The organism is Ruminiclostridium sufflavum DSM 19573, assembly GCF_003208175.1.
Lineage (GTDB): Bacteria > Bacillota > Clostridia > Acetivibrionales > DSM-1351 > Ruminiclostridium > Ruminiclostridium sufflavum.
In genome coordinates this window covers 124,863-147,332 of the sequence record NZ_QKMR01000010.1, presented here as the reverse complement: position 1 = coordinate 147,332, position 22,470 = coordinate 124,863, and the positions used below count along the sequence as shown (strand labels likewise).

Below are 22,470 nucleotides of genomic sequence, written 5' to 3'. Positions count from 1 at the left end.
TGTGTCTCACAGGGGAAATAATTTCCCGCTGTGAATTTTTCATGAATTAGATTTTTAAGAAGAATTATGCTTATAAATTTATAATAATTAGTAATTTGAAGCATACTGATAAAAAATAAAGAAAAAGTAGCAAATAATTCTTTTAATAATGCAAAATTGTGTTATAATACTAAGCGGGATTATTGTTTTTAATTAGCTCGTCTACTGGAGGATTTTATGGTTAGGAGCATGACAGGTTTCGGAAGAGGAACCTACAGTGAGCAGGGTAAGGAATTTACTGTGGAAATAAAAAGTGTGAATCACAGATATATAGATTTCTATATTAAGCTGCCAAGACAAATTGCATTTTTAGAGGAACGGGTAAGGGAAATAGTATCTAAAAGTCTGTATAGAGGAAAGGTTGATATATTCATATCCTTAGAAGACCGGTCAGAGGATTCTAAGAGTGTTACACTTGATGAGGCCTTAGCCGATGCATACATACAGGCTGTTGAGAAGCTTAGAGACAAGTACAATTTAGTTGATGATATAAGTGTAGCATTGGTATCCAGATTTCCGGATGTTTTACGTATTGAAAAGACTGAAGATGATGAAGAACAGCTTTGGAAGGTTTTAAGCTGTGCTTTGGAGACTGCTGTTTCTTCATTGATTCAAATGCGTGAAAAGGAAGGAAACGAATTAAGGGCAAGCCTGTTACAAAAAGCGGATATTATGCAGGATATTATCTCTAAGATATCTGACAGAAGTCCGGAGGTTGTTTTAGAGTACAAGCAAAAGCTTGAAAGCAGAATTCGGGATCTTTTAAATCAACAAACTATTGATGAAAATAGAATTGCAATGGAAGTTGCTATTTTTGCAGATAAATGCAGTATTGATGAAGAATTGGTAAGGCTGGGAAGTCATTTGATACAGCTGAGAGAAATACTGGGCATTCAAAAGCAGCCTGTTGGCAGAAAGCTTGACTTTTTAGTTCAGGAAATAAACAGAGAGATTAATACTATCGGATCAAAGTCGAATGATATCTTGATAACGAAAAACGTTCTTGAGCTTAAAAGTGAGACTGAAAAAATCAGAGAACAAATTCAAAATATTGAATAACCTGATCAGGTGATTTTAGAGGATAGCTTGAAAGAATGTGGAGGTTTAGAAATCAGATAGCATACCTGCACAAAAGCTTTACCAAATTTTTGTGCCGAAAACTCGGCGTAGGAGGAAAATATGAAGCTTATAAATATCGGATTTGGGAATATTGTTTCTGCTAATAGATTGGTTGCTATAGTCAGTCCGGAATCTGCCCCTATAAAAAGGATTATACAAGAGGCAAGAGACAGGGGAATGCTTATAGATGCAACGTATGGCAGAAGGACAAGAGCAGTTATTATAACAGACAGCGATCATATTATTTTATCGGCAGTTCAGCCTGAAACTGTGGCTCACAGACTGAATACGAAGGATACCGATACAAATGATAATGATGAAGAAACAATAGAAGATTAGGAGGCGCTATGCAACAAAAGGGGTTGTTAGTTGTAGTGTCGGGTCCGTCCGGTACAGGTAAGGGGACAGTTTGTCAGAGGCTTTTATCAAAGAGAAGCACTGCAAAATATTCTGTGTCTGCAACAACCAGAAAGCCGCGTGAGGGTGAGGTTGAAGGGAAAAATTATTTTTTCGTGTCGGAAAGTAAATTTTTGGATATGATAGATAATAATGACCTTATTGAATGGGATAAGTACTGCGATAATTATTACGGGACACCGAAGTCATATGTAGAGGCATGTATCAAGGAAGGTCTTGATGTTATATTAGAGATAACGGTGGCAGGTGCTCTTGAGATAAAACAGAAGTACCCTGATTGTGTTCTTGTTTTCATTATTCCGCCGTCATTCGAGGAGCTTGAAAGAAGAATTGTATGCAGGGGGACTGAAGGCTGTGATGTTATCGGAAAAAGGCTGGAGCAGGCTTCCAGAGAAATGAAGTATGCTTCAAAGTATGATTATTTGGTTTTAAACGATAGTGTTGACAATGCTGTATCAGATATTGAAAGGATACTGGATTCGGAAAGGTTAAAGCCGTCAAGAAATGAGGACTTGTTAAGTTCCTTGCTAAAAGCGTGAGCTTCATGCTTGAATAATAGTTAATAAAAACGATTCTACAAAAGTTTTACAAAAACAGGAGGTATTTAAAATGATTTATCCTTCGATAAATGACTTGATGAAAACTGCAGACAGCAGATATACATTGGTAGTTGAGGCTGCCAAGAGGGCAAGGCAGCTCGTAGATGGTTCACCTAAGCTTTCTAAGGTAAATTCTGAAAAAGAAGTTACTATCGCCATAAATGAAATAGCAGAAGGGAAAATAACCTATGTAAGAACAAACAAAGAAAAGGTACAGGTTGAGGATGCACTTATTGAAGAGACATCTGTTGAGGAAGCTCTTGATGAAGATTTACTTATTGAATAAAATACTTTAGAATATAAGTAAGCCTCCTTATTGAAGTTAAATTACCGCTTCAAGATTTTGTGCCTTGTGAGCTAACCAATGAAATTATTTGATTTCATTGGTTATTCAGCCGTAATTAACTTTTTATCGAATGGCTTTTACTATTAATATAATAGATAAGGGGATAAAATGAAACAGATTAGAGTTAAGCTGAATTACTTAACTACATATTTTGCTGGTAATAATATTTTAAAATTTTGATGCAGGCATAATTTTGCCTGCATTTCCTTATATATATAAAATATTCAATATTATGCATTATTTATATCAGACTCGGACAATATAAAGTGAAAATAACAATCGTAAGTACGATTTTGTTATAATATAATTTTTTTGCAGGGGGGCTTTTATGTCAAAATATGTTTATCTTTTCAATGAGGGTAATGCCAAGATGAAAAATCTTCTTGGCGGCAAGGGAGCTAATCTGGCTGAAATGACCGGCTTAGGACTCCCGGTACCAAAGGGTTTTACCGTAACCACTGAAGCTTGCACAAGATATTATAATGATGGAAAAACTATTGCAAAAGAAATTGAAGATGAGATTTATGAAATGTTGTCTAAGACAGAAAAAATTGTTGGCAAGAATTTCGGTGATCCCCAAAATCCTTTTTTGGTTTCTGTCAGATCTGGTGCGAGGGCTTCAATGCCGGGTATGATGGATACAATATTAAACCTTGGGTTAAATGATTCAGTTGTGGAGGGTCTTGCAAAGCTGACTAATAATGAAAGATTTGCGTTTGACAGCTACAGGAGATTTATCCAGATGTTTTCCGACGTAGTAATGGAGGTTGAAAAACCTAAATTCGAAAAAATTCTTGATGATATAAAGGAAGAAAATAACGCTAAATACGATACTGATTTGTGCGCAGAAAATTTAAAGGAAATTGTCAAGCGATACAAGGCTCTGTTTAAAAAGGAAAAGGGTTTTGATTTCCCTCAAGATCCAAAGATACAGCTTATGGAAGCGATAAAGGCTGTATTCCGTTCATGGGACAACCCACGTGCCATTGTTTACAGAAGATTAAACGATATACCGGGTGACTGGGGAACGGCAGTAAATGTTCAGGAAATGGTTTATGGAAACATGGGTAATGATTCAGGAACAGGTGTTGCCTTTACACGAAATCCGTCAACCGGAGAAAAGAAGCTTTATGGTGAGTTTTTAATGAATGCTCAGGGAGAGGATGTTGTTGCAGGCATCAGAACTCCTAAGCCTATGGAAAGCATGAAGGAAGTTAATCCTGAGGCATATGACCAGTTTGTTAAAATTGCAGGTATACTGGAAAATCATTACAGAGATATGCAGGATATGGAGTTCACGATTGAAAAAGGCAGGCTTTTTATGCTTCAGACCAGAAACGGCAAAAGAACAGCAGCGGCTGCATTAAAGATTGCTGTTGATTTGGTTGCTGAGAATATGATTTCTAAGGAAGAAGCAATTATGAAGGTTGACCCCAGACAGTTAGATGCGGTTTTGCATCCGAATTTTGATTTAAAGGCATTAAAAGCAGCGGCAGTTATTGCCAAGGGCCTTCCGGCTTCACCGGGAGCCGCAACCGGTAAAATTTATTTCACCGCTGATGAAGCCACTGAAGCTGCAAAAAAGGGTGAAAAAAAGCTTGTACTTGTCAGACTTGAAACTTCGCCCGAGGATATAGAAGGTATGCATGTTTCTCAGGGTATTCTGACGGGACGGGGAGGAATGACTTCCCATGCCGCAGTTGTTGCACGTGGTATGGGAACATGCTGTGTTGCGGGCTGCAGTGAGATTAAGATAAATGAGGAAGAAAAATATTTTATAGATAAGAACGGAAAGAAATATATTGAAGGGGACTGGATTTCATTAGACGGATCGACAGGAAACGTATACGGCGAACAGCTTCCAACAGTGGAGCCTGAAATGACGGGAGATTTTTCCACGCTTATGAAGTGGGCTGATGAAGCAAGAACCTTGAAGGTAAGAACAAATGCCGATACTCCGGCAGATGCCGAACAGGCAGTGAAATTCGGAGCGGAAGGCATAGGACTGTGCCGGACAGAGCATATGTTCTTTAATGCCGACAGAATTTCCGCAATGAGAGAAATGATTGTTGCCAGAACAGAAGAGCAGAGAAGAAAGGCTCTCAATAAGCTGCTGCCGATGCAAAGAAGTGATTTCGAAGGATTATTTACTGCAATGAAGGGACATCCTGTAACCATAAGGTTTTTGGATCCTCCTCTTCATGAATTTTTACCCCAGGAGGACGAAGATATCGCTGCACTTTCAAAGGAAATGGGAATGTCCTTTGAGGAACTGAAGGGAATAGTTTCAAGCCTTCATGAGTTTAATCCTATGATGGGACACAGAGGCTGCCGTCTGGCGGTTTCATATCCTGAGATTGCAGAAATGCAGACAAGAGCTGTAATAGAGGCGGCAATAAATGTGAATAAAAACGGAATGTCAGTAATTCCTGAAATAATGATTCCGTTGGTAGGAGACATTAAGGAGCTAAAATTTGTTAAGGACATAGTAGTAAAAACTGCAAACGAGGTTATTGAAAAATCCTGTGTCAGTTTGCAGTATAAGGTCGGAACTATGATAGAAATTCCAAGAGCAGCTTTGACTGCTGATGAGATTGCGAAGGAGGCTGAATTCTTCTCCTTTGGCACAAACGATCTTACACAGATGACCTTTGGTTTCAGCCGTGATGATGCAGGTAAGTTCCTTGAGGACTATTATGCAAAGAAGGTCTATGAGAATGACCCCTTTGCAAAGCTTGACCAGACCGGTGTAGGCAGGCTTGTTGAAATGGCTGCAAAGCTTGGAAGACAGGCAAGACCTGATATCAAGCTTGGAATCTGCGGAGAGCACGGAGGAGATCCTTCCTCAGTGGAGTTCTGCCATAAGGCAGGGCTGAACTACGTATCATGTTCACCCTTCCGTGTGCCGATTGCCAGACTTGCGGCAGCCCAGGCGGCTATTAGCAGCAAAGACCAATCTCAGGGTGGTGCCGGTTCGGCTGGTCAGAGGTAGTAAACCTTTGCATATCAAGGGTTTGAGGACTTAGGATTAAAATAAAGTAAGGGTATTATCTCTTGATAGCTTTAAGGGATAATACCCTTTTTCTGAAGAGTATGACAGATATCAAGAAAAAATGTATATTGATAAAATAATAATAGAGTATAGAATATATTGTAATGGCTGTTTTTATTATGAGTAACAGCACTAATTAAAGACAATAAAGGAGAAGTTATCCGGTTATGAGTGAAAGTATTTTAATTGTCGATGACGAAAAGGAAATAGCCGATTTGATTGAGGTCTATCTGAAAAATGACGGCTATACGGTATACAAGTTTTACAGCGGTATGGAAGCCCTGAAATGTATTGAATCCACAAAGCTGGATATGGCAATTTTAGATGTAATGCTTCCCGATATTGACGGCTTCCGCATTTGCCAGAAAATCAGAGAAAATTATTTTTTCCCGATTATTATGCTGACTGCAAAGGTTGAGGATTCGGATAAAATTATGGGGCTTACCATAGGAGCTGATGATTATATAACAAAGCCTTTTAATCCTTTGGAGGTCGTTGCGAGGGTTAAAACTCAATTAAGGCGTTATGTGAGATATAATAACATATCGGAGCAGCAGGAGATATCTGCTTACGAATACGACATAAAAGGATTGCTTATTAATAAATTCACACACAGGTGCAGTCTGTTCGGAAAAGAGATATCCTTGACACCGACGGAGTTTTCAATACTTTGGTACTTATGCGAATGCCGGGGCAGGGTGGTTTCTTCAGAGGAATTATTTGAAGCGGTATGGGGTGAGAAATACCTTGATAATAATAACACAGTTATGGCTCATATCGGCAGGCTGCGCGAAAAGCTGCATGAGCCTGCGAAAAATCCTAAGTTTATAAAAACTGTATGGGGGGTGGGCTACAAAGTTGAATAAAAAAGGAAAAACTATTTCCCGCAAATTGAGAAATAATCTTGTTTTAAAGCTGGTATTCTCGTTAATTATATATACCGTTCTGGGTATCGGTGCTTTTTTTATTGCTGTCAATTTATATGATACGAGAATATGGTTCGGACAGGAGCTGCTTTACAGGATAGCCCAATGGTTTAAATTGCGGATAGAGCTTTTTGCAATGGCATATGTTATGGTCGGGTATACAGCAATTTTTTTGTATTTCTGGAACAGGCCTTTTTCATATCTTCAAGAGGTGGCGGACGCTGCGGAGCAGATGTATCAAAGTGACAGTGCCTTGATTGAGCTTTCCGAGCCTTTAAAGGAGCTTCAATTCAGTATGAATAATACTAAAATAAGCCTTCATGAAAATGAAAGAATTGCCAAGGAGGCAGAGCAGCGAAAAAATGACCTTGTTGTTTATCTTGCCCATGATTTAAAAACTCCGTTGACATCTGTTATCGGATATCTTACCCTGCTTCGGGATGAAAACCGGATTTCGGAAGAGCTGAGGCAGAAATATATGTCTATTTCGTTAGATAAGGCAGAGCGGCTTGAAGATTTAATTAATGAGTTTTTTGAAATTACAAGGTTTAACCTTTCGAATATAACACTTGAATACAGCAGGGTGAATCTTACCCGCATGCTTGAGCAGCTTATTTTTGAATTTAAACCAATGTTAATGAATAAAAATCTGAATTGTATGCTGAAGGCAGCGTCAGATATAATGATGAGGTGTGATGCCGATAAAATGCAGCGTGTGCTTGATAATCTGCTGCGCAATGCTGTTTTTTACAGCTTTGAAAATAGTGCTGTGGAGATTTCGGCTGTTCAGAATGAAATAGAAATCAAATTAAGGATTTCAAATCATGGAAATACTATTCCAAAGGAGAAGCTTGAGCGAATTTTTGAACAGTTTTACCGGCTGGACACTGCTCGTGGCTCAAAAAACGGAGGAGCGGGGCTTGGCCTTGCTATTGCAAAAGAAATTGTTGAGCTGCATAAAGGAAGAATAACGGCACGAAGCGAAAATGAGCTGATTGAATTTGAGGTAGTCCTTCCTGTTTTGTAGGAAATTCGTAAGAATTTCGGCATAAAAAAAAAGAAAATCCTTTATAGCAAACGGATATAAAGCACTTCCGGCATTGATACAATAATTGTGTCAATCCGGGGGTGCTTTTTGTATATTTGCTGATTATTGCATCCCGCAAAAATAAAGCGTCTATATTTTTTAATTAATACGGACACATGAGGTCTGGTATATGAGAGAAAGAGGTGGAGAGATGGAAAAGAAAAAAATTGCTGTTATATTTGGAGGAAATTCAACAGAGTACGCCGTATCATTGCAATCAGCCTTTTCAATCCTTGAAAATTTAAATAAGGACAAATATGATGTTATACCTGTAGGGATTACAAGAAAGGGAGACTGGTATCGTTATACCGGTGCTTTTGGACATATTTCCGATAATACATGGCTTGAGGATTCAGCTCGGCTTGTTCCTGTGGCTGTATCTCAGAACTGCTCTGTAAAAGGTATTATTGAGTTTTATAAGGACAAGAGCAAAATTACAAAAATTGATTTTGCATTTCCCGTATTACACGGGAAAAACGGTGAAGACGGAAGAGTACAAGGCCTGTTTGAGCTGGCGGGAATACAGGTCATAGGCTGCAATACTCTTTCCTCTGCCTTGTGTATGGACAAGGACAGAGCACATAAGCTTGTTCACTCGGAGGGTATAGCTGTACCTCAATCGGTATTGCTCAGGCATCCGGTGAAAAGCAGTCCGGCTGCCTTAACCGGTCATCTGGCTTATCCGCTGTTTATAAAGCCTGTAAGGGCGGGCTCCTCCTTCGGCATAACCAAAGTATACAGGGAGGAGGAGCTGCAAGAGGCAGTCAATCTGGCTTTTGAACATGATGATGAAGTTATTGCTGAAGAAAATATAGACGGCTTTGAAGTTGGCTGTGCGGTTTTAGGCAATAACACTTTAATTGTCGGCAGAGTCGATGAAATAGAGCTGAAGGACGGTTTTTTCGATTACAGCGAAAAGTATACCTTGAAAAGCTCCAGAATTTATATGCCTGCGAGGATTGATGCCGCCTGCGAAAGGAGAATACAGGAAACGGCAAAGGTTATTTATCGGCTGCTTGGCTGCTCGGGATTTGCCAGAGTAGACATGTTTCTGACTCCGGCAGGAAATATAGTTTTTAATGAGGTCAATACAATACCGGGCTTTACAATACACAGCCGTTATCCTAATATGATGAAAGGCATCGGTATGTCCTTTGCTGATATATTGGACAGGCTGATTGGTTTATATTTATGATGAACACAATTATTTTACAAAAAGAAAAGCTTTATACCGGAAATCTCCTTCTTGTAAATGCCGGATTTCCTGTCAGATATCTTTGCGAGGAGGGGTTGGTTCCTGCCGATACAAGATTCCCCCATATCCTCATAAGACGTGAGGCGGCAAATGTTTTGCAGCAGGTTATAAAAAAAATCGGCTGCTTGGATGAAATAATTCCCGTAAGCGGATACCGGTCTGCCGGTGAACAGAGTAATATTTATTCAAATTCCCTTAATGAAAACGGAAAAAGCTTTACGGAGAAATTTGTAGCACTTCCTAAGCACAGCGAGCACCATACGGGACTTGCCATTGATTTGGGGCTGAAAAAGGATACGGTGGATTTTATCTGTCCGGATTTTCCTTACTACGGCATATGCGATGAATTTCGCAAGGCTGCCGTTCAATACGGTTTTATTGAAAGGTATCGGAAAAACAAGGAGAAAATAACCGGTATTGCCCATGAGCCGTGGCATTTCCGCTATGTTGGATATCCTCATTCAGAAATAATAAGCGAAAATAACCTCTCCCTTGAAGAATACATTGAATATATCAGGGATTTCCAGCACGACAGGAAGCCTTTGCAGATACAAAAAGACGGGAAGAGGATAGAGATCTATTATGTGCCTTTTGATGCCTCTGAGGCAGTTTCCGTTTCAATACCTGAGCAGGCGGTTTATCAGGTTTCGGGCAATAATATTGACGGCTTCATTGTCACACTTTGGAGGCATGTAAAATGAATAACGGCAAGGCATATACAGGAATCGATGTTTTCAGAATTGCCGCGGCTCTTCTGATAATTGCGATACACACCTCTCCCTTATCCTCATACAGCGAAACAGGAGACTTTATTCTTACACGTATAACAGGACGTATTGCCGTGCCGTTTTTTTTCATGGTATCCGGCTTTTTCCTTATTTCGGGCTATAGCCGTAATTATGGCAAGCTCAAAGCCTTTATAAAAAATACGGCGCTTATATATGGTATTGCAATTGCAGGCTATATTCCTCTTAATATTTATAACGGTTATTTTGCCATGGATAACCTTTTGCCGAATATAATCAAGGATATTGTATTTGACGGAACGATGTACCACTTGTGGTATCTTCCTGCGGCTATCACAGGGGCTGCCGCTGCATGGCTGCTTACAGAAAGGCTGGGGCTCAGGAAGGCTTTTGTTATTGCTGCCTTGCTTTATGCTATCGGCTTGTTTGGAGACAGCTATTATGGAATTGCTGAAAAGCTGCCTGTAGCTGAAAAAATATATGCCTGCATTTTTGAAATATCGGATTACACAAGAAACGGTATTTTCTTTGCGCCTGTATTTTTTGTGCTTGGAGGAATTATTGCCGGCAAAGCAATTCGTATTTCCCTGAAAGGCTGTATTATCGGCTTTGCAGCTTCCTTTTCACTTATGCTTATAGAGGGGATGGCTTTACATGGTATTGGCATACAGCGGCACGACAGTATGTATATTATGCTTTTGCCGTGCCTGTATTTTTTGTTTTCGGCTTTGACTTTCTGGAGGGGTCCGCGGCTTTTACTTTTGAAAACCTCCGCAATGATTATTTATATTATTCATCCAATGGTGATTGTGGTTGTCCGGCTTCTTGCGAAGATACTCGGGCTGCAGGTGCTTTTAATAGAAAACAGCATTATCCATTATCTGGCAGTAAGCGCTGTGACAATTTCAGTTTCTATGCTGGCTTCACTGCTGTATCGCAAAGTAAAAAAAAAGAAGCCTGCCTTTCATAAAAGTATGGACAGGGCATGGCTTGAGCTTGATATGAATAATTTGAAGCATAATGTTGAAGCTCTCAGTAAAGCCATGCCCCATGACTGTGAGTTAATGGCTGTGGTTAAAGCAGGAGCGTACGGACACGGCTTGTTTGAAGTATCCTCATATGTAAACAGGCTTGGTGTCAAGGTATTTGCCGTAGCCACAATAGAGGAAGGAATAGAATTACGCCGCTTCGGAATTGTGGGGGAAATACTGATTCTCGGGTACACAGACCCTGAACGGGCAAAAGAGCTCTGTAAATATAACCTTACACAGACGCTGATTGATTTTAATTATGCTGTTTGTCTGAATAGTCAGGGCTTTAATGTAAAAGCACATATAAAAATTGACACAGGAATGCACCGGCTGGGATTTGATGTATATGAAACCGCACATATTCTGGAGGTGTTCAGCCTTGATAAATTAAAAATTTACGGGATATATACTCATCTATGCTCTTCTGACAGTCTCTCGGAGGATGCTGCTGACTTTACCCGCAGACAGATTGAGAAATTTTATGAATTGCTTGAATTGCTGAAGAACAACGGCGCAGAGCTGCCAAAGATTCATATTCAGAGCACATATGGGCTGTTAAACTACCCTGAACTTAAATGCAATTATATAAGAGCAGGAGTTTCGCTTTATGGCGTACTGAGCACTCCAAACAGCGAAACCAGATTACAGCTTGATTTGAGGCCCGTTTTGTCTCTGAAGTCAAAAATAATTCTTATAAGAAAAATAAAAAGCGGCGAGAGCATGGGATATGGCAGAGCCTTTACTGCAAACAGGGATAGCCTGCTTGCAATACTTCCTGTTGGCTATGCAGACGGGTTTCCGAGAAATTTGTCCTGCGGGAACGGTGAAGTAATTATACGAGGCTGCAGGGCACCCACAGCGGGACGAATTTGTATGGATCAGCTTGCCGTTGATATAACAGATATTCCCGGTGCTGCTGTAGGAGATATTGCAACATTAATCGGGAAAGACGGTCAGGAGGAATTGTCTGCTCCTGAAGCCGCGGACAATTCAGCTACCATAACAAATGAGCTGCTGAGCCGGATGGGCGCAAGATTAAAAATTGTAGAAAGACAGTAAAAAATAAATATATATCTGAAAGAGGCCTGGTGTATTCTGAATATAGAAATCAACAAACCTCTTCGGTTATTCCCAAAAGCTTTGCGGCATCACTGGGAAGCATGGGCTTTCCCCATATGTACCCTTGTATATAGTCGCTTCCGAGACTGGTTAAAATATCAAGCTGCTCCTGACTTTCAACTCCTTCGGATATTACGGAAAAATTCAAAATATGTCCTATTGAAATAATTGCAGCAACATATTTTTTCCCGGCTTCACCCGGAAGAAGTTCATCTATAAAGCATTTGTCAATTTTAATCATATCTATAGGAAGCTTTGACAAATAACTGAGCGATGAGTAGCCGGTTCCGAAATCATCCAGTGATACATGTAATCCCATCTTTTTTAATTCTGTCAGGGTTTCAATTGCTTTTGACATTGAAAAGATAAACACTGATTCTGTTATCTCAATTTCAAGCTGATTGGGGGGAAAGCCTGTTTCATCAAGCAGCTGCTTTATTTCATCTAAAAAATTTGCACTTAATAAATGCAGGACAGAAATGTTTACGGAAAGGGTTGCTTTCGTATCAGATACAGCCAAAATGTTTTTAAAGAAAAGCATGGCATTGCGAATTACCCAGATATCTATCCGGGTAATAAGCCCTGTTTTCTCTGCTATCGGAATAAACAAATTCGGGCTGATGTGATTGCCCTGCTCGTCCTTCATACGAACCAAGGCCTCAAAGCCTCTCAGCTTCTTTGTTTTAGTATCGTATTGCGGCTGTAATACAAAGTATAAATAATCCTCATCCAAGGCTGTCCTGATTTTCTGCTCCATTGCCACATTATTTTCGATTTTTTCTGTCATAGAGCGGTTATACATGCTTATGGCCACATCATTATGATTTTTGGAGTAATACATTGCAGCATCCGCATAGCGGAATATTTCAGAAGGATCCTGCGAGTCCTTGGGAAATAGTGAAATGCCTATACTTGCGGAGATATAAAAGTAATTGTTGCTGACAATGAACCTATTGGAAATTATATCCGAATACCTTTTAACAATATAGGTCAGATTATCTATGGTACCATAATTTTTTATTATTATAATAAATTCGTCTCCACCTATTCTTGCAATAAAATCATTTTTGTCCTGTAGGATTTTTAATCTTTGGGCAACCTCACAAAGGACATTGTCACCGGAATCATGTCCCACTGAATCATTAATATTTTTAAAATTATCCAGATCAACCATGACTACTGCAAAGTTATCCTCCTTGGAATCGTAGTTTTCAATAAGCAGGGACAAATAATCATTGAAGGCACGTCGATTAGGCAGGCCTGTCAGTGCATCTGTGACTGCGTATTCAGATATTATTTTTGAATTCATGTCCAGCTTCTTTAAATAAAGATAGATTATAATTATAACGCTGATACTTGTAATCTGTGCAGCCAGACCGGAAACAGGCGAATATGTATTAAACATGATTATTGTTAAGATAAGAAGGAGCTCTTGCACGATAGAAAGTATAAAAGCAGTAATAAATCCCTGCTTTCGGTAAAATATAACCATTACAATGAGAATAAACATTTGCAGCTGTCCTAAGATATCACTTATGGACAAAGAATTTATAGAAAATTCACCTATTGTTAATGATATCTCAAATTTATTAATTTGAAAATTTGTAAATAATATGATAAAGTAAAAAAGTATTGAGACTACTATCGTCCATTTTGGCAATTGTTTCGTTCCTGAAAAGCTTTTATTATTTTTAATACTTTGTTTCATAAGGTACACTCCTATAATATTCAATGAGGCGGAAAAATACAAGGAACACTTTAAATAATCCGATGAATTCTGCTTGTGCAAAATAATACACAAAATGACAAAATACATCCTTAATATACAATAACAAAAATGCAAATAAATTTCAATATTAAATTACTAAAATTGGTAAATTTTAAATGTTTTTATTTTTAGCCTTAATTTTATAAAACAATTTGATGCATGGTAATATTAATGATAAAATGAAATATACTAAAACGAATAATATTTGGAAAGGCAGGATAAATTATGAGCTTTAAGGAAGTTAAGACAGATGAATTATTATTTAACCCGTTTACAAAGATAGGCAAGGAATGGATGCTGATCACCGCGGGAAATGAGGACAAATTCAACACAATGACAGCCAGCTGGGGCGGTGTTGGAATTATGTGGGGCAAAAATGTTGTAACGACATATTTACGTCCTCAAAGGTATACAAAAGAATTTGTGGATTCAAATGAGTTGTTTACCATTTCCTTTTATGACGAAGCCTATAGAAAGGCATTAAATATATGCGGGTCTGTATCAGGCAGGGAAGGGGACAAAGTAAAGCAGGCCGGCTTAACACCATATTTTGTGGAGGGAACTGCTGCTTTTGAAGAAGCTGATATGATTTTTATCTGCAAAAAACAATATCACGGGGAAATGGTACCTGAAAATTTTATTGAAAAAGAAAATGATAAAAAGTGGTATCCTAACAAGGATTATCATGCTATGTATATTTCCGAGATAATAAAAGTTCTTGTGAAGGAATAATTAATTCAATCAGCTTTCCTGCCTTAGCGCAAAATCAACATACCATAAGTCAATTACTCCCGGCTGAAAAACCGATTGCATCGGCCTGTAGTAATTGACTCTTTTCAATCAGCCTTACAAGCTTTAGTGCCTCGGCGGGGGGCATAGGCTTACCCCATACATAGCCCTGTATATAATCGCTGCCCAAGCTGGTCAGGATATCTATCTGTTCCTGTACTTCCACACCTTCTGACAGGACGGAAAAATTCATAATATGGCCGATAGAGATAATAGCAGCAACGTAATTTCTACCGGAATCACTTACAAGAAGTTCATCTATAAAGGATTTGTCAATTTTAAGAATATCTATAGGAAGCTTTGTCAGATAACTAAGTGAGGAATATCCCGTTCCGAAATCATCAAGTGCTATACGGATGCCAAGCTTTTTTAATTCCTTCAGAATATCTACTGCTTTTGATATGGAAGATATAAATACTGACTCTGTGATCTCAATTTCAAGATTATCCGGAGGAAAGCCTGTTTCATCAAGAATCTGCAGTATTTCATCCAAAAAGCCTTTGTTCAGTAAGTGCAGAACGGATATATTTACGGAGAGCAGGATATTATCATATGCTCTGATTAATTTTTTTTTGAAAAAAAGCATGGAATTACGAATAACCCAGTTATCGACGCCGGTGATAAGGCCGGTTTTTTCAGCCACAGGTATGAACAAAGCAGGGCTAATCTGATTGCCGTATTCATCCTTCATACGTGCTAAGGCCTCGAAGCCTCTCAGCTTTTTTGCTTTAGTGTCATATTGCGGCTGTAATGCAAAGTATAGCTTGTTTTCTTCCAGAGCCGTTCTGATTTTCTGTTCAAGATTTACATTGCTTTCAATTGTTTCAGTCATTGACGGGTCATATACACTTATATCCATGCCGCTGATATTTTTCGCATAGTACATGGCGGCATCTGCAAAACGAAGGATTTCCGACGAGTCTTTTGAATGTTCGGGGAACAAGGCAACACCGAAGCTTGCCGAAACGTAAAAGTAGTTATCCTTGACAATGAATCTATCTGACAGCACATTGGAATATTTTAATATATTTTGCTTCAGCTCGTTATCAGAGCCATAATTCTCGATTATTATTGTAAATTCATCGCCTCCAAGCCTTGCAATAAAATCATTCTTATTCTGAACGACTTTCCACCTTTCGGCAACCTGACATAAAAGCTCATCACCCGAATCATGGCCGACCGAATCATTTATATTCTTAAAATCATCTATATCAATCATAACTAAAGCAAATTTACAGGGCTCATTGTTTTGCTCCGATATCAGTCCGAATAAGCAATCATTGAAGCTCCGCCGGTTTGGAAGACCGGTAAGGGTATCTGTCAGTGCAAATTCTGCTATTGTATTTTGATTGCAGTCCAGTTTATTCAAGTACAAATAGATTAAAAGGGTAACAACAATACTTGTAATCATTGCGGCTAATCCTGCTATGGAAGAATATGCATGGGCAAATATCATGGGAAAGACTAAAGTAACAGAATGTACACTGCAAAGTGTAAAGACTGTGTATATCCCTTTTTTACGGTAAAAGATAATCAGTACAATGAGTATGAACATCTGCAGCTGGGTCAGCATTCCGCTTACCGACATATAATGAATATTAACATTGCCGATATTTATATTTATCTGATAACGGTTGATTACATTTGTAAATATGATTATCAGTATATATAGACTAATAGGAATAGCTATTGTCCATATTGGAAATTGGACTGTTTTGCAAAATTCTTTATGAACGGAATTATCTTGTTTCATATTTACCCCCGACGCCGAGTTCTCGGCACAAAAATTTGGTAAAGCTTTCGTGGCGGTATACCGGCATATCAAATATTTAATTTTTAATGCAGAAAAAGAGTAAATATGTAATAACGACAGGATAAGCAAATGTGGCACAATTCAGAAGTAGTAGCAGGTATGGTATGCTGACTGTATGTAATATTGCAGTAAATTTAAGTATTATAATATAAATAATATGAAATTGTTTTAAATTGATATTTTAAGTATAGGCGAAAAAAGCCGGTTTTGTCAATTAGGCAGATATTCCTAGAAGCTTCACGACATCTTTAGGAAGCATGGGCTTGCCCCATAGGTAGCCTTGCATATAATCGCTGCCCAAGCTGGCCAGAATATCCAGCTGCTTTTGACTTTCAACACCTTCTGAAATTACTGAAAAATTCATAATATGGCCTATAGAAATTATTGCTGCAACATAATTTCTTCCGGATTCACTAAGAAGAAGCTCGTCAATAAAAGATTTATCAATCTTAAGCAAATCTATGGGAAGCTTTGACAGATAGCTCAGCGATGAATAACCGGTTCCAAAGTCATCCAGTGCAATGCAGACACCTATTTCTTTTAAATCATTCAGAGTTTCTATGGCTTTTGTCATTGATGAAATAAATACTGACTCTGTAATTTCTATTTCAAGCTGGCTTGGAGGAAATCCTGTTTCATCAAGCATCTGCTGTATTTCGTCTAAAAAACCTTTATTTAACAAATGCAAAACAGAAATGTTTACCGAGAGCATTAAATTTTCCTTGGTTATTTCAAGAATCTTTTTGAAAAAAATCATGGAGCTGCGAATAACCCAGTTATCAATACTGATAATAAGTCCGGTTTTTTCTGCAACGGGGATAAAAGACGAGGGACTGATATAGTTTCCGAATTCGTCTTTCATTCTGGCAAGAGCTTCAAAACCTCTTATTTTTTTAGTTTTAGTATTGTATTGCGGCTGCAGAACAAAATATAGATTATTTTCTTCTATTGCCGTTCTTATTTTCTGTTCAAGTGTGACATTATTTTCAATTGTATCGGTCATGGAACGGTTGTACATACTGATATTAACGTTATTGTTATTCTTTGAGTGATACATTGCCACATCGGCATATCGGAATATTTCTGAAGAATCCTTTGAATCTTCGGGATACAATGCCACACCAAAGCTTGCCGAAATATAGAAATAATTAATATTGACAGTGAATCTGCTTGATATCGCGGTTGAGTATTTTCTTATTCTTTGCTGCAATTCCTCTTCAGAACTGTAATTTTTCATTATTATTGTAAATTCATCACCGCCGATTCTTGCGATAAAATCATTTTCACCCTGAACAATTTTCCACCGCCTGACAACTTCACTTAATATTTCGTCACCTGAATCATGTCCCACTGAATCGTTGATATTTTTAAAGTCATCTAAATCAATCATTACCAGAGCAAATTTATCTTCCTCATCATTGTAATCTGAAATGAGCTGATTCAAATAGTCATTAAATGCCCTTCGGTTTGGCAGTCCTGTCAGAGTGTCTGTAAATGCGTATTTGACAATTGTATTCTGATTGCAATCCAACTTTTCCAGATATAAATAAATCAATATTGAAACAGCAGTGCTTGATATTAATATGGCAATTCCCGCTATAGAAGTATAAACTTTGCCGGTAATTATGGGGATTATAAGCAGGATGCCCTGAATAGTGCAAAGTGCCAGTAAAGAAATTAACCCGCGTTTACGGTAAAAAACTACCATCAGTATGAAAATAAGCATTTGAAACTGAGAGACTATTCCTCCCAGAGAAATATAAGGGATAACAGCATCACCTATTCTTATAGTTACCTGAAAATTATTTATCTGGTAAGCAACCAGAAGGAAAAATAAATATAGTAAAACAGGAAAAACCAGTGTCCAATTTGCCAGACATATTGTTCTATTAACCCTTTTTTGAGCTGACTCGCTTTTTTTCATGAGATGTGTCCTCCGCATTTGTATTATGCAAACTTAAAATAGTCAATTACTATCATCTCAATAATATCGGACGATAGCCCGGTTTTGAGGCTGAAGCCTCCTGAAGCAAGAACTTCTTAAAACCAAGCATTGAAACCTTCGCAAAATTGCATTGAAAGCATATCGTTCAGATATTTTATCGTGCGAAGGTTTCAAACGTAATTGACTTTATGAAGAAAGCAAAAATTTAAAAATTATATTTATCCTCTGTAAATATAACAAATAAAATTATTGATACTTATAAAATACCATAAAGTGACTATAAACTTCAACACTAAACATACAAATGTGTATTAAAATGTTAAAAAAGTAAGGAATTTTTACGTATAATTTGACTTTTTATGCACAAAAAATACAGTTCAAGACATTCTTGGACTGTATTTGATATTGCCTGAATTTCCTTTTTTCTATTTTAGGCCTGCTAAATCATTGTCATATTTTAAAAGAGTTTTTGACAGGTGCTCAGTATGTTCTTTTTCATCATCTATGATTATTTTGATAGCAGTGCGGATGTCTTTCTGGGAAAAATTGGATAACTCCGCCTCATAAAGTATAACAGCTTCCAATTCACCCTTTATGTCTTCTCTAAGATTATTCAAAATAATTTGCTTATCATAGGCAGGCTTGTAAAGCTGCATTTGTGAAATACGGCCGGAGGTGCTTTCGTGCTGGTTTACAGAATATTTGAACTCGACAGGGTCATATTTTCTGAGCAAATCAAGAACCTGACAATAGTGTCTTTTCTCATCCAGAAGGATGTGATGCCAAACCTTATTGATATCCGACATATTAGAGTTGGCGATATGACTTTGATATCCATTGATAGCTATTATTTCTGCAATAATAATCTGTCTGAGCTTATTTGTTATTTTATCTGCCGTACCCTGAGGCAGACCTGATGGATTTGTATAACTCATACTGACAACATTCCTTTCGTTGTGCTCAAAGCATGGATGTTTTTACAAACTCTGTTATTTGAGCTTTTCAAGCGGACTCCACGCCAATTTGGGCAAAGAATTGTGGAAATATTAAGCTGTTATTAAATATTATGCTTATTAATATTTGAGTATGATTTTTTTATAGTTATTTGTATGCTCATATTGATACAGCCGGTTTTAAACAGAGCTTCCAGCCGGTAAGAGCCGCATATAAAATATTTTTAAGCACTTGCTTAATGATTAAAGAAATGTTATAAGCAGTATGTATTTTGAAATATCATTTTTTACAAATTATAAATAATATGTATTATTACATAACATGAAAGGGCAATGTTTTATGATATGCAATAACGTGCTGGAAGCAATAGGACATACGCCTATTATTCGCCTGAATCATATGAATAGCCGGAGAGTGCGGAAGTACTGGTGAAATTTGAAGGGCTGAACGTCGGCAGCTCAATAAAAACAAGAGCTGCGTTCAATATGATTAAAAAGCTCGGTAAAGGGAAAACGGTTGTAACGGTGCTTCCCTACACAGCGGAAAGATATTTTTCAACACCTTTATTTGAAGAGGAATAGCATGGTATATTGAAGCCGGATAGTATATTATCCGGCCTTATTTCTACGGGAGCTAAGCTGAATGCTATTATTTTGTGGGCTTTGAAATATTAACCAGAGTATCTGCCACTTCGGTATCATATTTGGCATCGACTGCCACATCTCCAAGAGCTACTATACCAACCAAGGTGTTATTGTCTATTACCGGAACTCTTCTTATCTGACTGCTGGCCATTTGCTTTGCAACCTCTTTCATATCCATTTCAGGGGATACAGTGGATACGCCTGCTGTCATAACGTCTTTAACGGCAGTCATCTGAGGATTTTTGCCGGGGGCAACAGATCTGACAACAATATCTCTGTCGGTTACTATCCCTACTACGCCGCTTTGGTCACATACAGGAATGGCTCCTATATTATGCATCTGCATAAGGTGTGCTGTTTCTGTAACAGTTGTGGCCGGATTGACATAAGTCACATTTTTAGTCATAATATCTTTTACTTTCATTATGCATCAACCTCTTTCGTAATTATTTTTAGAAATACAATATTATACTTCCCATATAAGTAAAAATGACACGTGGAAAAATCCGTACATATACTTTTGTGAAGAAGAGCTGTACTCAAAATCAATTATGGTTCAAGGCCCCGCATGATAAAATATCGGAAGGATATTATTACGGCTGTTTTTTCAAGGCGGACTGTAAATCTGTTATATCTATTTTATTGTCCCATTGATTAAAGTAACAATTAAATTTAGCACCGCATTTTCCGCATTCTATAAATTGCTTTGTTTCTTTTTGCTCCCGGCTGTCAAACAGAAACGGAAGAAATTCCTCTGTGTTCTTTATGCCCGGAGCATCAGAATCAATAAGATAAGAATAAACATAGGTAGCCTCATATTTTACACAGAAGCTTGTGCTTGCGCATAAGGGACAGACTAAGCCTGATTCACTCATATGGAATTCCTCCAATAAACCGTTTATTATATTCATCTTTATAATAGCCTGATGTTAAAAAATTATTCCCGAAAATATGCGTTAATTAAAAAATCAACAAGCCAAAGGTGATAAACGGAAAAAATAACATTTTTAACTCGCAGCTCATAATATATGATTAGAATGACCGAGATTTATGAGGTGGAGAAATAATGATCTGTCCTAAGCTTCTTTATTCCAATGCGCCGAGACCTTCGCAGCCGGATAATCCCACAGATGAAGAAAGAAATATAATGGCTTATTACGCACTTTACAGAACCTGTCATACGGAGGACTATGAAAATATTTTTAAAGCAATGTCGCCTCCGGAGGAAATAACCTCTGTTTCTTCCCCCGGCAGCTTCAAGGGCAAGCGTGTAGGAGTTATAGGAGGAGGTCTGGCGGGTTTGTCTGCTGCGTTTGAGCTGAGAAAGCTGGGCTTTGATATAACAATCTTTGAGGCTTCAGGAGACAGGATAGGAGGCAGGGTATATACATATTATTTTGATAGGGAAAGGAAGCTGTACGGTGAGCTTGGAGCTATGCGTATTCCGGTAAATCATGAGACGGTATGGCATTATATCAAGCTTTTTAAGCTTGCCACAGAGCCTTTTATCCAGACAGACCCCAAGGCCTTTATATATTTGCACCAAACGGGAGTACGCAATGATCCTTATGGGGAAAATGTTATGAAGTATATATACCCCGGTTATAACCTCTCGCCCTGGGAGTCCGGGACTCCATGGCAGGAGCTGGGCTATTACGGAATTGAAGCACCTGTACTGAAGGCTCCTTCGAAGGTCAGAAAAGAAATCCTTCAGGTCAAACCGTCCTACAGCAGGCAATTATTATTCTGGGACAGTCTGAGCACAAGGCAGATGTTTGAATGGATGAAGCTGAGTCAGGGTGCAATAAATCTTTTGGCAAATCTCTTTCCCATCGGAGGAGAATTTTTATATCATAGCTTTGTGGATATGGTTCAGGAATATTTTCCGGTAAATTTCTGGTTCTTGTATCAGATAAAAGGCGGAATGGTAAATCTGCCGCAGGCATTTTATAAATCCTTCATAAGTAAGCAGCCGGCAGAATACTATCCCGGTATTCCTGAGGAGCTGCTTGGCGATATCAGGTGGAAAGCCGGAAATTACGTGAAGGGCATTTATAATGAGGCAGATGGGGAAAGTGTCACATTGGCATTTGAAGACAATCAGAAAAATAGCACTCAGTATGAAAATTTTGACTATGTTGTATGCACAGTTCCGTTTTCGGTATTGAGGACAATGGATATAATGCCTATGTTCAGCAGCCGAAAAATGCAGGCGATTAAAGAAGTGACTTATGGCAATGCCCAGAAGACAATTTTAAATTGCAGCAGAAAATTCTGGGAGGAACAGGGTATATTCGGAGGAGGCTCTTATACGGATTTGCCGATAACTACTATTTGGTATCCCTCCGATAATAACAAACAGCCTTCTGAAGCAGAACCCGGAGTGCTTCTGGCATCATATAATTTTAATATGGATGCGGTACGGTTGGGGAATATGACCGAGAACGACAGAATTGAAAAAATAAAGCAAAATGTTGAAGAGGTGCATGGCCTGAGAAAAGGAACTCTTGATTCCGTTGTAACGGCTTCCAAGTCTCAGGTATGGGATAATGATCCTTTGTTCAGAGGAGCTTTCTGCTACTTTACACCCGGGCAGAAAAAGCTGTTTTCATGGGAAATGACACTTCCTGAATACAATAACCGGGTTTTCTTTGCGGGAGAGCATGTGTCGGCACTGCACCGCTGGCAGCAGGGTGCCTTGAAAAGCGGTATGGAGGCTGCAAATGCTCTGGCTTTCTTGAACAGGAGACACACAGCTTTCTAGTTTGCTGCTGTAAGCAAGATTAATTATACTAATGTTTTTGACCTCCAAAGGGATTTT

18 protein-coding genes and 1 pseudogene are annotated in these 22,470 nt (G+C 38.4%); 13 read left to right on the top strand and 6 right to left on the bottom strand.

Translation table 11 applies throughout. The annotated features are described in order from the left end of the window. Positions 1 to 216: 216 nt before the first annotated feature. The 10 genes and pseudogenes from LY28_RS09960 to vanT all read left to right on the top strand — a co-directional run bounded on the left by LY28_RS09960 (position 217) and on the right by vanT (position 11,676). On the top strand, positions 217 to 1,098 hold the full coding sequence (locus LY28_RS09960) for a YicC/YloC family endoribonuclease (protein WP_110462033.1): 882 nt from the start codon (positions 217 to 219) through the stop codon (positions 1,096 to 1,098). A gap of 120 nt (positions 1,099 to 1,218) precedes the next feature. Beyond that, positions 1,219 to 1,497 carry an extracellular matrix/biofilm regulator RemA gene (remA, locus tag LY28_RS09955; RefSeq protein WP_110462032.1) on the top strand — a complete coding sequence of 93 codons (279 nt, stop codon included), beginning with the start codon at positions 1,219 to 1,221 and terminating at the stop codon, positions 1,495 to 1,497. 8 nt (positions 1,498 to 1,505) lie between these two features. Then, complete coding sequence (gmk, locus tag LY28_RS09950) at positions 1,506 to 2,114, top strand: guanylate kinase (protein WP_110462031.1); 609 nt, start codon at positions 1,506 to 1,508, stop codon at positions 2,112 to 2,114. A gap of 70 nt (positions 2,115 to 2,184) precedes the next feature. Beyond that, positions 2,185 to 2,388 (top strand): annotated as a pseudogene (gene rpoZ / locus LY28_RS09945) (DNA-directed RNA polymerase subunit omega); the annotation flags it as partial. 460 nt (positions 2,389 to 2,848) lie between these two features. Continuing rightward, on the top strand, positions 2,849 to 5,512 hold the full coding sequence (gene ppdK, locus LY28_RS09940) for a pyruvate, phosphate dikinase (RefSeq protein ID WP_110462029.1): 2,664 nt from the start codon (positions 2,849 to 2,851) through the stop codon (positions 5,510 to 5,512). A gap of 227 nt (positions 5,513 to 5,739) precedes the next feature. Next, positions 5,740 to 6,438, top strand: coding sequence for a VanR-ABDEGLN family response regulator transcription factor (gene vanR, locus LY28_RS09935; RefSeq protein ID WP_110462028.1), 699 nt, complete (start codon positions 5,740 to 5,742; stop codon positions 6,436 to 6,438). Beyond that, on the top strand, positions 6,431 to 7,525 hold the full coding sequence (locus tag LY28_RS09930; RefSeq protein WP_479692081.1) for a sensor histidine kinase: 1,095 nt from the start codon (positions 6,431 to 6,433) through the stop codon (positions 7,523 to 7,525). Before vanR ends, LY28_RS09930 begins: the two co-directional genes overlap by 8 nt. Before the next feature lie 211 nt (positions 7,526 to 7,736). Then, a complete protein-coding gene (gene vanG / locus LY28_RS09925) occupies positions 7,737 to 8,780 on the top strand; it encodes a D-alanine--D-serine ligase VanG (RefSeq protein WP_110462065.1) in 1,044 nt (347 codons plus the stop codon). Then, the gene (locus tag LY28_RS09920; protein ID WP_340162541.1) at positions 8,777 to 9,541 is read left to right on the top strand and encodes a M15 family metallopeptidase; all 765 of its coding nucleotides are present in this window, start codon (positions 8,777 to 8,779) and stop codon (positions 9,539 to 9,541) included. The genes vanG and LY28_RS09920 overlap by 4 nt, the downstream gene beginning before the upstream one ends. Continuing rightward, a complete protein-coding gene (gene vanT, locus LY28_RS09915) occupies positions 9,538 to 11,676 on the top strand; it encodes a serine racemase VanT catalytic subunit (RefSeq protein ID WP_110462027.1) in 2,139 nt (712 codons plus the stop codon). The genes LY28_RS09920 and vanT overlap by 4 nt, the downstream gene beginning before the upstream one ends. A gap of 49 nt (positions 11,677 to 11,725) precedes the next feature. Here the strand turns inward: vanT and LY28_RS09910 are convergent, their stop codons facing one another. Next, positions 11,726 to 13,444: a putative bifunctional diguanylate cyclase/phosphodiesterase gene (locus LY28_RS09910; protein WP_165835545.1), complete on the bottom strand. Its 1,719-nt coding sequence runs from the start codon at positions 13,442 to 13,444 to the stop codon at positions 11,726 to 11,728. A 285-nt stretch (positions 13,445 to 13,729) separates the two neighbouring features. Here LY28_RS09910 and LY28_RS09905 point away from each other — a divergent pair, with 285 nt between their 5' ends. Beyond that, on the top strand, positions 13,730 to 14,236 hold the full coding sequence (locus LY28_RS09905; RefSeq protein ID WP_110462025.1) for a flavin reductase: 507 nt from the start codon (positions 13,730 to 13,732) through the stop codon (positions 14,234 to 14,236). A 49-nt stretch (positions 14,237 to 14,285) separates the two neighbouring features. On the opposite strand, the gene LY28_RS09900 is transcribed toward LY28_RS09905, so the two are convergent. The 3 genes from LY28_RS09900 to LY28_RS09890 form a co-directional block, all read right to left on the bottom strand. Continuing rightward, positions 14,286 to 16,046: a putative bifunctional diguanylate cyclase/phosphodiesterase gene (locus LY28_RS09900; protein WP_110462024.1), complete on the bottom strand. Its 1,761-nt coding sequence runs from the start codon at positions 16,044 to 16,046 to the stop codon at positions 14,286 to 14,288. A 274-nt stretch (positions 16,047 to 16,320) separates the two neighbouring features. Next, entirely contained in the window at positions 16,321 to 18,030 is a 1,710-nt protein-coding gene (locus tag LY28_RS09895; protein ID WP_165835544.1) for a putative bifunctional diguanylate cyclase/phosphodiesterase, read from the bottom strand. A 446-nt stretch (positions 18,031 to 18,476) separates the two neighbouring features. Further along, complete coding sequence (locus LY28_RS09890; protein ID WP_110462022.1) at positions 18,477 to 18,986, bottom strand: ferritin-like domain-containing protein; 510 nt, start codon at positions 18,984 to 18,986, stop codon at positions 18,477 to 18,479. A gap of 447 nt (positions 18,987 to 19,433) precedes the next feature. Between LY28_RS09890 and LY28_RS19740 the strand changes: the two genes are divergently transcribed. Further along, positions 19,434 to 19,586: a hypothetical protein gene (locus LY28_RS19740; RefSeq protein ID WP_340162540.1), complete on the top strand. Its 153-nt coding sequence runs from the start codon at positions 19,434 to 19,436 to the stop codon at positions 19,584 to 19,586. A 67-nt stretch (positions 19,587 to 19,653) separates the two neighbouring features. Here the strand turns inward: LY28_RS19740 and LY28_RS09880 are convergent, their stop codons facing one another. Together LY28_RS09880 and LY28_RS09875 are read right to left on the bottom strand one after the other, a co-directional pair. Next, positions 19,654 to 20,073 (bottom strand): CBS domain-containing protein, encoded by a 420-nt coding sequence (locus LY28_RS09880; protein WP_110462021.1) that lies wholly within the window; start codon positions 20,071 to 20,073, stop codon positions 19,654 to 19,656. A 169-nt stretch (positions 20,074 to 20,242) separates the two neighbouring features. After that, complete coding sequence (locus LY28_RS09875; RefSeq protein ID WP_110462020.1) at positions 20,243 to 20,524, bottom strand: hypothetical protein; 282 nt, start codon at positions 20,522 to 20,524, stop codon at positions 20,243 to 20,245. 191 nt (positions 20,525 to 20,715) lie between these two features. Here LY28_RS09875 and LY28_RS09870 point away from each other — a divergent pair, with 191 nt between their 5' ends. Then, positions 20,716 to 22,413 (top strand): flavin monoamine oxidase family protein, encoded by a 1,698-nt coding sequence (locus tag LY28_RS09870; protein ID WP_110462019.1) that lies wholly within the window; start codon positions 20,716 to 20,718, stop codon positions 22,411 to 22,413. The last annotated feature ends 57 nt before the right edge of the window (positions 22,414 to 22,470 follow it).

Coding starts and splice junctions, on each gene's coding strand:
- LY28_RS09870 (WP_110462019.1), top strand. CDS start 20,716: ATGATCTGTCCTAAGCTTCTTTATTCCAATGCGCCGAGACCTTCGCAG.
- ppdK (WP_110462029.1), top strand. CDS start 2,849: ATGTCAAAATATGTTTATCTTTTCAATGAGGGTAATGCCAAGATGAAA.
- LY28_RS09960 (WP_110462033.1), top strand. CDS start 217: ATGGTTAGGAGCATGACAGGTTTCGGAAGAGGAACCTACAGTGAGCAG.
- LY28_RS09880 (WP_110462021.1), bottom strand. CDS start 20,073: ATGAAAGTAAAAGATATTATGACTAAAAATGTGACTTATGTCAATCCG.
- LY28_RS09890 (WP_110462022.1), bottom strand. CDS start 18,986: ATGAGTTATACAAATCCATCAGGTCTGCCTCAGGGTACGGCAGATAAA.
- LY28_RS09920 (WP_340162541.1), top strand. CDS start 8,777: ATGATGAACACAATTATTTTACAAAAAGAAAAGCTTTATACCGGAAAT.
- LY28_RS09875 (WP_110462020.1), bottom strand. CDS start 20,524: ATGAGTGAATCAGGCTTAGTCTGTCCCTTATGCGCAAGCACAAGCTTC.
- vanR (WP_110462028.1), top strand. CDS start 5,740: ATGAGTGAAAGTATTTTAATTGTCGATGACGAAAAGGAAATAGCCGAT.
- vanT (WP_110462027.1), top strand. CDS start 9,538: ATGAATAACGGCAAGGCATATACAGGAATCGATGTTTTCAGAATTGCC.
- remA (WP_110462032.1), top strand. CDS start 1,219: ATGAAGCTTATAAATATCGGATTTGGGAATATTGTTTCTGCTAATAGA.
- LY28_RS09910 (WP_165835545.1), bottom strand. CDS start 13,444: ATGAAACAAAGTATTAAAAATAATAAAAGCTTTTCAGGAACGAAACAA.
- gmk (WP_110462031.1), top strand. CDS start 1,506: ATGCAACAAAAGGGGTTGTTAGTTGTAGTGTCGGGTCCGTCCGGTACA.
- LY28_RS09895 (WP_165835544.1), bottom strand. CDS start 18,030: ATGAAAAAAAGCGAGTCAGCTCAAAAAAGGGTTAATAGAACAATATGT.
- LY28_RS09900 (WP_110462024.1), bottom strand. CDS start 16,046: ATGAAACAAGATAATTCCGTTCATAAAGAATTTTGCAAAACAGTCCAA.
- LY28_RS09905 (WP_110462025.1), top strand. CDS start 13,730: ATGAGCTTTAAGGAAGTTAAGACAGATGAATTATTATTTAACCCGTTT.
- vanG (WP_110462065.1), top strand. CDS start 7,737: ATGGAAAAGAAAAAAATTGCTGTTATATTTGGAGGAAATTCAACAGAG.